14 protein-coding genes are annotated in these 13,093 nt (G+C 70.6%); 10 read left to right on the forward strand and 4 right to left on the reverse strand.

Features of this window, described 5'->3' with window-relative positions; all coding sequences use genetic code 11:
- The first annotated feature begins 68 nt into the window (after positions 1-68).
- The 6 genes from Q2K19_RS30700 to Q2K19_RS33580 all read left to right on the forward strand — a co-directional run bounded on the left by Q2K19_RS30700 (position 69) and on the right by Q2K19_RS33580 (position 6,636).
- Positions 69-1,202, forward strand: a complete 1,134-nt coding sequence (locus Q2K19_RS30700; RefSeq protein ID WP_302765735.1) for a VOC family protein — start codon at positions 69-71, stop codon at positions 1,200-1,202.
- On the forward strand, positions 1,199-2,137 hold the full coding sequence (locus tag Q2K19_RS30705) for a fumarylacetoacetate hydrolase family protein (RefSeq protein WP_302765736.1): 939 nt from the start codon (positions 1,199-1,201) through the stop codon (positions 2,135-2,137). Before Q2K19_RS30700 ends, Q2K19_RS30705 begins: the two co-directional genes overlap by 4 nt.
- Positions 2,134-4,017, forward strand: a complete 1,884-nt coding sequence (locus tag Q2K19_RS30710) for an acyl-CoA synthetase (RefSeq protein ID WP_302765737.1) — start codon at positions 2,134-2,136, stop codon at positions 4,015-4,017. The genes Q2K19_RS30705 and Q2K19_RS30710 overlap by 4 nt, the downstream gene beginning before the upstream one ends.
- The gene (locus tag Q2K19_RS30715; RefSeq protein ID WP_302765738.1) at positions 4,014-4,370 is read left to right on the forward strand and encodes a DoxX family protein; all 357 of its coding nucleotides are present in this window, start codon (positions 4,014-4,016) and stop codon (positions 4,368-4,370) included. Before Q2K19_RS30710 ends, Q2K19_RS30715 begins: the two co-directional genes overlap by 4 nt.
- Positions 4,367-5,848, forward strand: a complete 1,482-nt coding sequence (gene mhpA, locus Q2K19_RS30720; RefSeq protein ID WP_302765740.1) for a bifunctional 3-(3-hydroxy-phenyl)propionate/3-hydroxycinnamic acid hydroxylase MhpA — start codon at positions 4,367-4,369, stop codon at positions 5,846-5,848. Before Q2K19_RS30715 ends, mhpA begins: the two co-directional genes overlap by 4 nt.
- A gap of 509 nt (positions 5,849-6,357) precedes the next feature.
- Entirely contained in the window at positions 6,358-6,636 is a 279-nt protein-coding gene (locus Q2K19_RS33580) for a zinc finger domain-containing protein (protein WP_446839741.1), read from the forward strand.
- A 111-nt stretch (positions 6,637-6,747) separates the two neighbouring features.
- Here Q2K19_RS33580 and Q2K19_RS30725 read toward each other — a convergent pair whose 3' ends face one another.
- Positions 6,748-6,909 (reverse strand): pirin-like C-terminal cupin domain-containing protein, encoded by a 162-nt coding sequence (locus tag Q2K19_RS30725; protein ID WP_302765741.1) that lies wholly within the window; start codon positions 6,907-6,909, stop codon positions 6,748-6,750.
- Positions 6,910-7,106: 197 nt separating this feature from the next.
- Between Q2K19_RS30725 and Q2K19_RS30730 the strand changes: the two genes are divergently transcribed.
- The gene (locus tag Q2K19_RS30730) at positions 7,107-8,060 is read left to right on the forward strand and encodes a patatin-like phospholipase family protein (RefSeq protein ID WP_302765742.1); all 954 of its coding nucleotides are present in this window, start codon (positions 7,107-7,109) and stop codon (positions 8,058-8,060) included.
- Positions 8,061-8,114: 54 nt separating this feature from the next.
- Positions 8,115-8,798 (forward strand): DUF1345 domain-containing protein, encoded by a 684-nt coding sequence (locus Q2K19_RS30735; RefSeq protein ID WP_302765743.1) that lies wholly within the window; start codon positions 8,115-8,117, stop codon positions 8,796-8,798.
- A gap of 105 nt (positions 8,799-8,903) precedes the next feature.
- Here Q2K19_RS30735 and Q2K19_RS30740 read toward each other — a convergent pair whose 3' ends face one another.
- A complete protein-coding gene (locus Q2K19_RS30740; RefSeq protein ID WP_302765744.1) occupies positions 8,904-10,070 on the reverse strand; it encodes an ATP-binding protein in 1,167 nt (388 codons plus the stop codon).
- Between the two features lie 423 nt (positions 10,071-10,493).
- On the opposite strand from Q2K19_RS30740, the gene Q2K19_RS30745 reads away from it, so the two are divergent.
- On the forward strand, positions 10,494-11,027 hold the full coding sequence (locus Q2K19_RS30745) for an HdeD family acid-resistance protein (protein ID WP_302765746.1): 534 nt from the start codon (positions 10,494-10,496) through the stop codon (positions 11,025-11,027).
- A gap of 464 nt (positions 11,028-11,491) precedes the next feature.
- On the forward strand, positions 11,492-11,674 hold the full coding sequence (locus Q2K19_RS30750; protein ID WP_302765748.1) for a Bax inhibitor-1/YccA family membrane protein: 183 nt from the start codon (positions 11,492-11,494) through the stop codon (positions 11,672-11,674).
- 360 nt (positions 11,675-12,034) lie between these two features.
- On the opposite strand, the gene Q2K19_RS30755 is transcribed toward Q2K19_RS30750, so the two are convergent.
- On the reverse strand, positions 12,035-12,445 hold the full coding sequence (locus tag Q2K19_RS30755) for a TIGR03618 family F420-dependent PPOX class oxidoreductase (RefSeq protein WP_302765750.1): 411 nt from the start codon (positions 12,443-12,445) through the stop codon (positions 12,035-12,037).
- On the reverse strand, positions 12,442-13,035 hold the full coding sequence (locus Q2K19_RS30760) for a dihydrofolate reductase family protein (protein ID WP_302765751.1): 594 nt from the start codon (positions 13,033-13,035) through the stop codon (positions 12,442-12,444). The genes Q2K19_RS30755 and Q2K19_RS30760 overlap by 4 nt, the downstream gene beginning before the upstream one ends.
- Positions 13,036-13,093 lie beyond the last annotated feature (58 nt).

Genomic DNA, 13,093 nt, shown 5'->3' on the forward strand with positions numbered 1-13,093 from the left:
GTCACCGACCTTGACTGAGGTTAGCCTCGTAAGTGACGATTTCGTCATCACATGGAAAGGAGCGGGACATGATCGACCGGCAGGACCCGCACACCGGTCTGCACAGCGAGCAGGGCGCCCTGCCGGGCGAGCACCCGGGCAGGGGGCGCATCCCGATCGTGAAGGTGCACGACCTCGCATGGCTGGAGTTCCAGAAGCCCGATCTTGAGCGGGCCGAGCTGTTCGCCCAAGCCTTCGGCTTCACGACGTCGCTGCGCACCGATGACGAGCTGCACCTGCGGGGCACCGACCCCGGTTCGCCCTGCGTACTCATCCGCCGCGGCCCCCGGTCAAGATTCGTCGGCCCCGCCTTCCAGGCTGCCGACCCGAAGGACGTGCTGCGCCTCGCGGACACGACCGGCAGGACGATGGCCGCCCTGCCGGAGAGCCTCGGCGGGGTGACGGTGGATCTGGTCGACCCGAGCGGGGTGCGGGTACGCGTCGTCGCCGACACGCACGAGCTCCCCGCACTGCCCACCCAGCAGCCACTGACCTTCAACGTCGGGCACGACGTGGCGCGGACGAATGCCACCCAGCGGCCGCCGCGGGAGCCGGCCAAGGTGCAGCGGCTCGGCCACGTCGTACTGCAGACGACCCGGTACCTGGAGACGCTCAACTGGTACCTCGAGCACCTGGGCCTGATCGTCAGCGACTTCCTCTACCACCAGGGACAGCGCGAGCGCGGTCCGGTCATGAGCTTCATCCGCTGCGACCGCGGCAGCACGCCCACCGACCATCACACCCTCGCGATGACCCTCGGCCCGGCCAACCGGTACGTGCACTCCGCCTACCAGGTCCCCGACCTCGACTCGCTGGCCGCCGGCGGGGAACACCTGCTCGACCGCGGCTACCAGCGGTCCTGGGGAATCGGCCGACACATCCAGGGCAGCCAGATCTTCGACTACTGGCGCGACCCGGACGACTTCCTGGTCGAGCACTTCACCGACGGCGACCTGTTCGACTGCACCCTCGAGCCGGGCTGGGCACCGATGACGGCCTCCGGGCTCGCCCAGTGGGGTCCGCCCGCCACCAAGGACTTTCTCGGCATGAGACCCGGCCGGGAATCGCTTCGCGAGCTGCGCGCGGTCATCGGCGCCCTGCGCGAGGACAACGAATTCGACCTCCCCCGCCTGCGCGGCCTGATGAAAGCGTTTACCTCATGAGCACCTCCGTCCTGCGCACCGCCGACGCCTGGTGGGTGCTCACCCCTGCCGGTGCCGCCAAGGTGCACACCAGCGCCACCACCACGGCCGAACTCCTGGCCGACCGGCCGGCGATCGCCGCGGCCGCGGCGAGCAGCGACACCGTTCCGGTGGACGACCTTGCGCTGGTCTCCCCGGTGACGGCGCCCTGCCGCGTCGTCGCCCAGATGACGAACTTCGCCTCGCACGTCAAGGACACCAACGGCAACCCCGAAACCATCCCTCTGACGTTCTTCCGAAAGACCTCGGGCTCGATCAGCGGGCCGTTCGCCGACGTCGTCCGGCCCGGCCACGTGCGGCTGCTGGACTACGAGGTGGAGATCGGGCTGGTCTTCGGTCGGGAGATGCCGGTCGGCACTTCGGTCACCGAGGACAACCTCGCCGACTACGTCGCAGGCCTGGTCGTCACCAACGACGTCTCGGCACGCGACGTCCAGCTTCCGCAGACCCAGTTCTACGAGGCCAAGTCCTACCCGACCTTCACCCCGGTCGGCCCCGCGCTGGTGCTGCTCGACGCCGACGAACTCAAGCGGTTCACCGACCTGCGGCTGAAGCTGTGGGTCAACGGCGAACGCCGGCAGGACATGCTCGCCACCGACATGATCTACACGCCGGTGCAGGCGGTGCAGGCGCTGACCCGCTTCCAGCGGATCGACCCGGGTGATCTGCTGCTGACCGGCACGCCAGTCGGGACCGCCCTCAGCGCGCCGCCGAAGCCGGTCATGTTCCTCGTCTCGCTGCTCCCGCCAGCGGTGAAGTGGAAGATGTTCTTCAAGGGCCAGGTTCAGAACCCCAAGTACCTCCAGGACGGCGACGTCGTCGAGGCCACCGTCGCGACCGACGACGGCGCGATCGACCTGGGCCGGCAGCGCACGGTCGTGAGGTACGCCGGATGACCGAGGACCTGCTGTGGCCGGACTACGCCACGCCCGCCGACCTGGCCGCCATCGAGGCCGTTCCGCTCGAGGCGCGGGGCCTGCCCGAGTCGACGTACGCGCTGCTCTCGCGAGCGGCGACGTGCTGGCCGGGCCGTACGGCGCTCACCGTCCTGCCGGATGCCGGCCGCTGGCGGGAGCCGCTGCGCCGCACCTTCGCCGAACTCCTGGCGGACGTCCACCGGGCCGCGAACCTGCTCCACGACCTCGGCGTCCGGCGGGGTGACGCGGTTGCCCTGATGTCGCCCAACTGCGCCGATCTGATCACCGCGACGCTGGCCGCGCAGCTCGCCGGGATCGCGGCACCGCTGAACAGTGGACTGTCGCGGCAGCACCTCGCCGAGCTCCTCCGGCGCTCCGGTGCCCACGTGCTGGTCACGGCCGGGCCCGAGCTCGCACCCGCCACCTGGGACACCGCGCAGGCGCTCGCCCGCGACGGCCTGCTCGACGCGATCCTCGTGCTCCGGCCGACCAGGGCGACGGGTACGCCCCAGCCGCTGCCTGCCATCGACGGCGTACGCGTCGGCTACCTCGGCGACCTCGCCGCGGCCCAGGATCCCGCCGCCTTCGGCGATGACCTGCCTCGATCCTCCGACCTGGCCGCGATGTTCCACACCGGCGGGACCACCGGCGCCCCGAAGCTGGCCGCGCACACGCACGGCAACGAGGTCGGCGACGCGTGGATGCTGGCCGCCAGCTCCCTGTTCGATCAGGAGAGCGTGGTCTTCGCCGCCCTTCCGCTGTTCCACGTGAACGCTCTCGTGGTCACCCTGCTCACGCCCCTGTTCAAGGGGCAGACCGCGCTGTGGGCCGGTCCGCTCGGCTACCGCGATCCCGCGCTGTACGGCTCGTTCTGGAAGATCGTGGAGCACTATCGGATCGCCGCCATGAGCGCCGTGCCCACGGTGTACGCCGCGCTGGCGCAGATCCCGGTTGACGCTGACATCAGCAGCCTGCGGGTTCCGTTGGTGGGGGCCTCGCCGCTGCCCGCCGCGGTCCGCGACAACTTTCAGGCCCGCACCGGGATCACCCTGACCGAGGGCTACGGGCTGACCGAGGCGACGTGCGCGAGCGCGCGCACCTTTCCCGATGTGTCGCGGCCCGGCTCGGTCGGCCAGCGCCTGCCCTACCAGGGGGTGCGGGTGATCAGCACGGACGGCACGTGGGAAGACGTGCCCGTCGGCGAGCTGGGTCTGCTGGCGATCAGCGGCCCGACGGTCTTCCCCGGCTACGTCACCGATCGGGACGACAACGGCCCGGTTCTGGACGGACTGGGCAAGCTGGTCGACGGCTGGCTCGACACCGGCGATCTGGCGCGCATCGACGAGGAGGGCTTCATCCACCTCGCCGGCCGGGCCAAGGACCTGATCATCCGCGGCGGGCACAACATCGACCCCGCCACCATCGAGGACGCGTTGCTTGCCCACCCGCAGGTCACCGCGGCCAGCGCAGTCGGGCGCCCCGACGTCCACGCCGGTGAGGTACCCGTCGCCTACGTCACCCTCGCGTCCGGCGCCACGGTGACCGAAGATGAGCTGCGCGACTGGGCGAGCGAACGGGTGCCGGACCGTACCGCCGCGCCCAAGACCGTGACAGTCCTCGACGAGCTGCCCGTCACCGCAGTGGGCAAGCTCTACAAGGTCGCGCTGCGCAGGGACGCGATTCGCCGGGAAGTCCGCGGCGCACTCGACCAGGTCCCAGGGGTCCACCACGTCGACGCCACGATCGAGGGCGGCTCCATTGTGGCTGCCGTCACCGTTCTTCCCTCCGCCGACCAGGCGGCCGTCAAGGCCATTTTGGGCCGTTACGCCATTGAATGGCGATTGGTGGTCACGTCATGACGCTCGCTGCGGCCATCCTCGCGGTGCTGCTCGCCCTGATCTTCCTCGCCCTCGGCACGGCCAAGATCCTCGCCGTGCAACCCATGCGCGAACGGGCCGCCGAGGCCGGTTTCTCCGTCGCCGCCTACCGCCGCATCGGCCTGCTCGAGGTCGCCGGGGCGATCGGGCTCCTCCTCGGCCTGATCGAGCCGCTGATCGGCACCCTCGCCGGCGCCGGGCTGCTGCTCCTGCTCGCCGGAGCCCTCGTCGTCCACCTGCGCAAGGGTGACGGCCCGCAGAAGTACGCCCCCGCCGTCGTCTGCGGACTCCTCGTCGCCGCCTACCTCGTCCTCCATCTCGCGGCGGTCCGATGAAGACGGCTCCGGTGGTGATCGTCGGCGCGGGCCCCACCGGGCTCACCGCCGCGACGCTGCTCGCCCAGTACGGCGTCGAGTGCCTGATCCTCGAGCGCTGGGAGTCGATCTATCCCCAGCCCCGCGCCGTCGCCCTCGACGACGAGGTCCACCGCATCCTGGCCCGCCTCGGGCTCCGGGACGAGTTCGCCGCGATCTCCCGGCCGCACCTGGGTCTGCGCCTCCTCGACCGGGACATGCGGGTGTTGGCCGAGTTCCGGCGCGACGTCGCGGAGGGCCGGCACGGCTACCCCCAGGGGAGCCTGTTCGACCAACCGGAACTCGAGGCGATCCTCCGCGGGAATCTGGCCCGGTACCAATTCGCTACCCTGCGCGGCAACGCCGAGGTCACCGCGCTGACCCAGGACGCCGACGGGGTGCGGGTCGAGTTCACCGACACCGCCACCGGCGAGCACGAGTCCGTCCGCGCGGCGTACGTCCTGGGGTGCGACGGCGCCAACAGCCTCACCAGATCCTCCATCGGCGCGAGCATGCAGGACCTGGGCTTCACGCAGCGCTGGCTCGTCATCGACGTGGTCACCGAGGCCGACCTCGACCAGTGGGAGGGCGTGCACCAGTTCTCCGACCCGGCCCGCGCCGGCACGTACATGCGAGTCGGGAAGACCCGCTACCGCTGGGAGTTTCAGCTGTTGCCCGGCGAGACCGCCGACGACTACCGCGACCCGGCCCGGCTGCACCCGTTGATTTCGCGGTGGACCGGGAACGTCCCCCTCGCGGAGCTGGAAGTCATCCGCGCCGCCGAGTACACCTTCCGCGCACAGCTCGCCGACCGCTGGCGCGACCGCCGGGTGTTCCTGCTCGGCGACGCCGCTCACCTCACCCCACCGTTCATCGGCCAGGGCATGTGTGCCGGGCTGCGCGACGCGATGAACCTCGCCTGGAAACTCGCCGGCGTGCTCGACGGGACCCTCGCCGAGACCGTGCTCGACACCTACGAGATCGAACGCAGGCACCACGCCCGCGCCATGATCAAGCTGGCGAAGTTCATCGGCACCGCGATGACAGCCGGTGGCGAGGCGGGGAACATCATCCGTCGCGCGGTGGCGCCGCGGCTGCAGCTCGTGCCCGGCCTCACGGACCTGGCCACCGACAGCCAGACACCCCCGCTGCGCCGGTCCGACCTGGTGATCCGGCCACGGTTGCGCCGCACCCTCGCCGGCCGGCTGTGCCCGAACGCGATCATCGACGGCGACCGCCGCTTCGACGACGTGGCCGGCGGCCGATTCGCGATCGTCACGTCCCACGAACCGTCCGCCACCGAACGAGCCGACATCGAACGGCGTGGAGCAGCGCTCATCACCGCGGAACCCGGCAGTCAGCTACACCAATGGCTGAGGACAGGTGGGGCCCGGGTGGCCGTCGTCCGCCCCGACGGCACCGTCCTCAGTGCCGGCCGGCAACTGCCCACCTGTGACTGACTCACATCGCCCTGTCCGCCGCTCGCATTCGACACCGGACCGCCCAGCCGGAGGCCCCTCCCCCGCCGCCCCGAAACGGACCGTGGGGGAGGAGCCGACGCCGGACGGTTCCGATCCTCGCGATCTTGCGCCTGGGCGGAGCGGCTGCGCCGCTTCGGCCGGGAGTCGGCCCGCACCATCACCGGCTACGTCAATGGAAATCTGCTGATCAGGCTCACTTGCGGCCTGTTGACCTTCGCCGTGCTCGCGCTCACCGGTGGACCAGCGCGGGGGACGGCCGCCCCGACCAGCAGGCGGGTGACGGGGCAGCAGGAGAGCAGGCGGCCGCGGTGCCGAGACCCGCCACCCGCCGGCTGACCGGACGGGCCGGGACGCCGCCACCTGCTTGGGCGAGTTGCTCGGCCAATGGCAGGAATTGGCTAGAGCAACGGTCACAGGTGACGCAGGCGTGGGCCGCACGAGCGAGCCAGCTGGGTTTCATTCCCGCAGGGCGGGGAACCGGCGATGGCATGTCCCTTGATCCCGGCGCATCGGCGAGGCGCACGCTGGAGCGGGCGCGAGACACGGTTCAAAGGATTCACCAGGCTGCCATCCGGCATCGAGACCCGAGCCTGCACGAACTGGCCGACCAGATAAGTCAGATCGCCCTGACTCTGGGGCACGACGCCGGCGCGGTGCAGGACTGGCGGCCATGCCCCGTGTGCGGAGCACAGCCAGGGTCAAACTGCATCAGGCAGCCGGGACACGAGATGGTCAACGGGATGCACCCGGAACGGACCAGGCTCTAGAAGTGCCAAGTGCGGTCATCTCCGCCTGAGATCGGTCTCCAAGACTGTCTTGGTCGGCCCTGACAGCAAGCCGCCCGGGCCTCGGTCGTAGTCGTGCGGCTGGCTGCGTGATCAGCGGTAGGCGAGGCGGGCCTGCTGCGGGACGGAGCCAAACTTGCCGGAGTGGAAGTCTTGGTATGCCTGGAAGATTTCCGTCTTGGTGTTCATGACGAATGGGCCGCCGAACTCGACGTGCTGGCGGATCGGCTCGCCGCTGTAGAGCATGGACAGCATGGGGAGGCGACGAGGCGCAATCTCGAGACCGATCGGTCGTGGAAGTCTCGAGAACGGATATCCGGTCCTTCGTTTCGTGATTGAGTGTCAGCACCGACGGGTGTGTCTGCGAGCCTGCCCGAAGTGCCAAGCGGACTGCGGCTCGACCTCCTCGACATCGAAGCCTCGTCTTGGTCGCAGCAGTGGACGGTGGTGACATGCGGATCGCGCTGGCACTCGGCGCAGGCGGGGCGCGCGGCTATGCGCACATCGGAGTGGTACAAATCCTTGAGGAGCGTGGGTTCGACATCATCGCGGTCGCCGGCTCCTCCATGGGCGCCCTCGTCGGGGGGCTGTACGCGGCGGGCAAGCTGGACGCCTACGCCGACTGGGTGCGCACCGTCGGCCAACGCGACGTGCTGCGCCTGCTGGATCCGAGGGCGGGTGCGCCCGGCGCGATCCGGGCCGAGAAGCTCATGGCTCGGGTCAGGGAACTGCTCGACGGCGTACGGATCGAACAGCTGCCCGTGCCTTTCACGGCGGTGGCGACCGATTTGTTGGCCCGCCGGGCCGTGTGGTTCCAGCGCGGCCCGGTGGACGTCGCGGTGCGGGCCTCCATCGCGCTACCACCCGCGATCACTCCGGTCATGGTCAACGGCCGGCTACTCGCCGATGGCGGCCTGATGGAGCCGGTGCCGATGGCGCCCACCACCACCATGCCGGCCGACGCGGTCGTCGCCGTATGCCTCAAGACTGCCGGAGCCGATTTCCGCCCTCGGGCAGCTGCCGGGGAATCGGCCCACCCGCCGGAACCAGGGGGGCGGAATCACCCGCGGGGCCCCGCCGGACTCGTCGACCAGCTGATCTCCCGCGGCGGCCCATCCGGTGACGGCAGCGGAGCGGCGGACGCCGCCGCGGAGACCATCACCACAGATGACGGCGGACCTGGCCAACTCCCCGCCAACCTGCACGTATCCGACGTCATCAGCCTGTCATTGGAAGCCGTACGGGATCTCCTCATCCGATACCAGCTGGCCAGCTACCCGCCGGACGTGCTGATCGAGGTACCGACGGAAGCCGTCCGGACGTACGAGTTCCACCGCGCGACCGAGATGATCGAAATCGGCCGGCGGGCAGCGCTCGACGCCCTCGCGTCGAGCCCGCTCGCCTGACGGGCCGCGCGGGCCACGAGCGCGCCACGCGATGCGGTCGGAGACACTCAGACGATGAAGGGTATCCCCACGGAGACGTGGTATCACCGCTCGTTGGGCTGGCACGCCCCCGCCCTGCGCCGAGCCGCCATCGTCGCCTCCATCGGGCTGATCGTCGCTCTCGCACTCCTGCCCTTCATGCCCTGGGAGCTGGCCGTGGTCGCGGGCTGGGACGCCGCTGCGCTCGCCTTCCTCATCGCCATCTGGCCGATCGTTATCCGAGCCGACCCCTCGCACACCGAACTGCTCGCCACACGTGTGGACAAGACGCGAGGAACCGCCGCGGTGCTGCTGGTAGCGGCAGGCGTCACCAGCCTGCTGGGGGTCGGCTTCGCACTCAGCCTTGCCGGCCGGCAGAGCGGCTCAGTGCGCATCCTGCTCATCGGCGTCGCGACCCTGACCGTCCTGCTGTCGTGGACCAATATCAACACGGTCTTCACACTGCGCTACGCCGACCTGCACTTCCAGTCAACGGCCGGGGGCATCGACTTCGCCGGCGAGTCTGTGCAAGGGCGCCCCACCTACCGCGACCTGGCCTACGTCTCCTTCACGATCGGCATGACCTATCAAGTCTCCGACACGGCCATCAGCGATCCCCGGGTCCGGGGGACGGTGCTCTCCCAGGCCATTCTGTCGTACGTATTCGGCGTGGTGATCGTGGCCGGTGGGGTGAACCTCATCGCCGGGCTGGCTCGTTGACCACACACCCGCGCGGGGACTGGCGGCCTCGCCGGCCGCATCGACCTGCCGGAAGTAGGCCACGAGCGGCACCGTCCCTGACCCGGAGCCCTCGGCTGTCCGCGATCAGCGGCGCACCAACGCCAGGCGGCGCGAGCCCGCCGGGTAGGGAAGGGCTTCTGCCAAAGCGGCCGCCCGCCCAAACGCGTCAGCCGCCTCCCGCTCGCGGCCCAACTCTGCGAGGGCGGCGGCATGCACGATCCGCGCGTCCGTCTCCGCAAGCCGCTCCCCGGCCCGATCCGCGCGCGCCGCCTCCGCCGCCGCCACCTCGACGGCCTCCTGGACGCGCCCGAATGCGAGCCACGCGCGGGCTGTCAGGTGCGCCGACCTCGTCTTTCGGTCTGCGAGGAGCGCCAAGGCGTCCTCCGGGCGCTCCTCCTGCAGCGTCAACTCGACCCGCACCGACCGCACCTCGTCCTGCGCCTGAAGGTCTCCCTGCGCGTGCGCCGCGCGCTCGGCCTCGTCCAGCAGCGCGCCCACACCCGGCTCTGCCATCCGGATCCGCACCCGGGCGAGGGCTGCCATAGCGTACGGCACGCACCAGCCGGGGCCCGCCGGCCCCGTCTCCCGCACCGCGGTCTCCGCCAGGTCCCGGGCCTCGGCCGTCTCCTCCATCAACAGGTGGAGCTTGGCCAGGTTCGCCCGCTCGAAGACCGTTGCCGTCCGGTCGCCGGACCGCTCGGCGAGGTCCAGCGCCCGCCGCCCCGTTTTGATGGCCTCCCGTAACCGGCCGGACCGAAGAGCGGTTTCCCGCAGGACCGAAAGGACCAGGGCGAGTAGTTGCGGATCTCCGTACGCCTCTGCGTGCGGTAGTGCGCGCTGCGCGACCAGGCCCGTCTCCCCGAAACGACCGGCCAGGCCCAGGGACGTCGCACGCATCGCCAACGCCCGGGCGAGCAGGCCCCACTGCTCCGGGCCGGCCACCGCCCGCGCTGCGGTTTCCGCCGCCCGCGCGGCCGCCGCTCCCTCCTCGTACCTGCCGGCGACGAAACAGAGCACCGCCCTGGCCAGATGATGGGCGCTCGTCGTCGCCGCCGGTGTATGGGGTGCGGGCGAAGCGGCGTCGAGCAGCCGGAAGCCTTCGTCCGTGCTCCGGGTCTTCGCCATCAGTTCGGCGAGCCGGGCTGCGGCGAGAATCCGTCCGTCCCGGTCGCCGTGGCGCTCCATCTCCGTCAGCGCCTCGCGGAGCAGCCGGGCCGGCTGGCTCTGTGAACTGCTGATCCCGACCTGCACCGGCCCCGGCGACCATCCTCGCCGGGGCCGCTGGCGCATGCGCCTCAGCGGGCCGGCGTATCAGGACATTCCTGCATGCGGTGGTGATCGTCGCGGGCCTGGTAATCGGACTCGTTGGGACGGCGCTGCGCGCCGGCGCCCGCCGCCCGGACTGCACCATCAACGTCGGCGCGCCGCACTGGCTCAGGCCATCGACCGCGCCATGTAGGGAGTCTTCCTCGAGGACATCAACCACCCTGCGAGAGGTGACCGTGCACGGCGATGCCGGCGTGCGCGACGCGGGGGCGGCGGCCCGGAACCTGCTCGGCCCCGCTCGGCGTCCGCTAAAATGAGAATTCCCCTCAATTCAGCGTAAAGGGTGCGTAGCCTCTAGGCGGAACGTTGCGAAGGCCCGAGGGGCCCGTCCCGCGGAGGAGCAACGCGATGCGAGATGCCGTCTGGGCACTGGCCCTGCGGGGAGTTGCCGCCATCGTGTTCGGAGTAGTGGCCCTGGTGTGGCCCTCCGTGACCGCGCTCGCCCTCGCCCTGCTGTTCGGTGCGTACGCGCTCGTTTATGGAGCGGTTCAGCTGGCGGCGGGGTTCGGCCGCGGTCAGTCGGGTAGAGCTCGGACACCGCTGATCCTGTCGGGTCTGCTCGGCGGAGCGATCGCCCTGGTGACGCTGCTGTGGCCCACGATCACCGCGTTGGCGCTGGCTGTGCTGATCGGCATCTGGGCGATCGTCATCGGCGTCATCGAGATCTGGGCCGGGACGCGCGTGCGCGGCTGGGGACTACTGGCCGGGGTCGGCATCCTGTCCGTCCTGGCCGGGGTGCTCATCATCGTCCGCCCCGACGCAGGCGCGGTGGCCATCGCGCGGGTGATCGGCGCGTACGCGGTCGTGGCCGGCATTCTGATGGTCGTGGTGGCCTGGCGCCTGCGGCGCTCGCCCCTCTACCAGGCGCGCCCGGCTGGCTGACCGCCGGGGGGTCATCAGGTGATGCCCGTAGCGCCAGCGGCCGATTGCTTCGCCGGAGGGGTGGCGGTTGGCGGCGATGTCGGCGTGGCCGGCTTGGCGTGGTGCGCCGATGGCGGCGTCGCGAAGCCGGGCTACTCGCCTGGTTCGCACCCGACGAGGCCGCGTTGGCCGGACTCATCGCAGGCCCGGGTTGGTGGGTGAGGCCCGCGCCGCCACCCAGGCCAGCGGCAGCCTGACCCTCGCCAACTATCCGGCCGGCTCGGCGCGGATCGACGCCTTCCTCGGCGAGCTGCGGTCCGCGTACGCTGCGGTCGTGCGACCCGATGCCGAAGTACCCGCGGGACTCGTCGGGCGCGCGGCTTCGTGGCGCTCGGGTTGCACGGCAACTGGCCACCGCCGCCCATCAGCGCACGACCCGCGTCCACGCGCCCGTCGGATACGGCGTGCCCGGCTATCGACACCCGGTGGCCGTGCAGACCGGCCGGGACCGCATGACCATCGACGACGTTGTCGTCAAGACCGCGTCACTACTCAGCGCCACGGTCATCGCCGCAGCGCTGACCTGGGCGCTCGTACCGGCCGCCGGGCTGGCGCCCCCTCGAGGTCATGGAATGCTCTCCCGCGCCGCTCACCCGCCGCGGCCCTGACGAGATCCACCGCGTCGTAGAGGCCCTGGGAAACATCGCCGCCGTTCTCCGCGACGCTGACCCCGCCGACAAGGCATTGGTCTACCGCGAACTGGGACTGAGCCTGACCTACCGGCCGATGGCCGCATCGGTATCCGCTCAGGCGACCCCAAGTGGATCATGTACTAAATTGTGTCCGAGGACCGACACGAACCGATCCCCAGCACGGGCTGCGCCTTGACGACGCCATCATGGTCGGCCGATAGCCACCCGGCCTGCCAGCATGATCAAATCGCTGCCGACGACCCATGCCGTTGCCGCTCATGCGACGCCTACCGTCTGCCGCTCGGGTTCGATGACCGCAACGACTCGCTCTTCGCCTCACGTATACGGCTGTCCGGTGTACTTGATGGCCAGCCGGTCAACGATCGTCCAGGCCACGTCGCCTTCGAGCCACTCGATGACGCGGCCTCGGACGATGACCGGCCGGAACGGATCATCGGCTGGTGTCAGGGAGAGCGCGACCCGCGGGTCGCGGCGCAGGTTGCGGGCCTTGCGAGTGCGCGGGCCGGTGAGGATCACGACGTGTTCGTCGTGCGTGCCGATCCAGACCGGGACGGAGTGGGGGGCGCCGTCGGGCAGGACGCTGGCGAGGTGGGCGATCGAGGTGCCGTCGAGCACGCGGCGCACATCGGGGTCAAGCATCGTAGTCATCTCCTGGCTTGGGTTGTGGGTGGGCTTCCAGCGGTGGTTGTCGGCGAGCGACGCGACTTTGCCGGTGGCGAGGGTCATCGCTCGACCTCGTAGTGGAGGTGGGTGACGCCCGGTGCCGGGACGGCGTCGACGAGGCGGAGGCGCACGTGCTCGGGGAGAGACTGGATGAAGGGCCGGCCGCCGCCGAGCAGGATCGGCACCTGGTGGAGGACCAGCTCGTCGACGAGCCCTGCCTTCAACGCCTCGGCCACGACGCCGCCGCCCATGAGGCCGACGTCCTTGTCGCCGGCGGCCTCGCGGGCCGCGGCGACCGCGTCCTCGATCCCGGTGGTGACGAGGGTCTGTCGCTCGGTCAGCTCCGGTGCCGGCCGGTGGCTGAGGACGAACAGCCGGGCTGTCGGATGGGGGCTGCCGCCTCCGAAATGGTCGGAGTCCTCGTAGGTGTTGCGCCCTGCCACGACCGCGCCCACGCGCCCGGCGAGGGCGTCGAAGACCTTGGCGCTCGGGGCGCTCAACCTGAACCCGTCGAACACCTGGCTGGGCGTGTCGCCGTCGAAGTACCAGTCGAAGAGCGTCGTCCCGTCGCCGAGCCCACGCCCGGCGCCGGGATTGCGGCCGGTGAGGTAACCGTCGACCGACACCGCGTGGGCGCTGAAGACCTTGCTCATCTCCGTGATCCTCTCCTGGAGTTCCTTCAAGAGATGCTGTGACCGTAGCAACTTCAGT

The organism is Micromonospora sp. NBRC 110009, assembly GCF_030518795.1.
In the GTDB taxonomy this organism is placed as follows: Bacteria; Actinomycetota; Actinomycetes; order Mycobacteriales; family Micromonosporaceae; genus Micromonospora.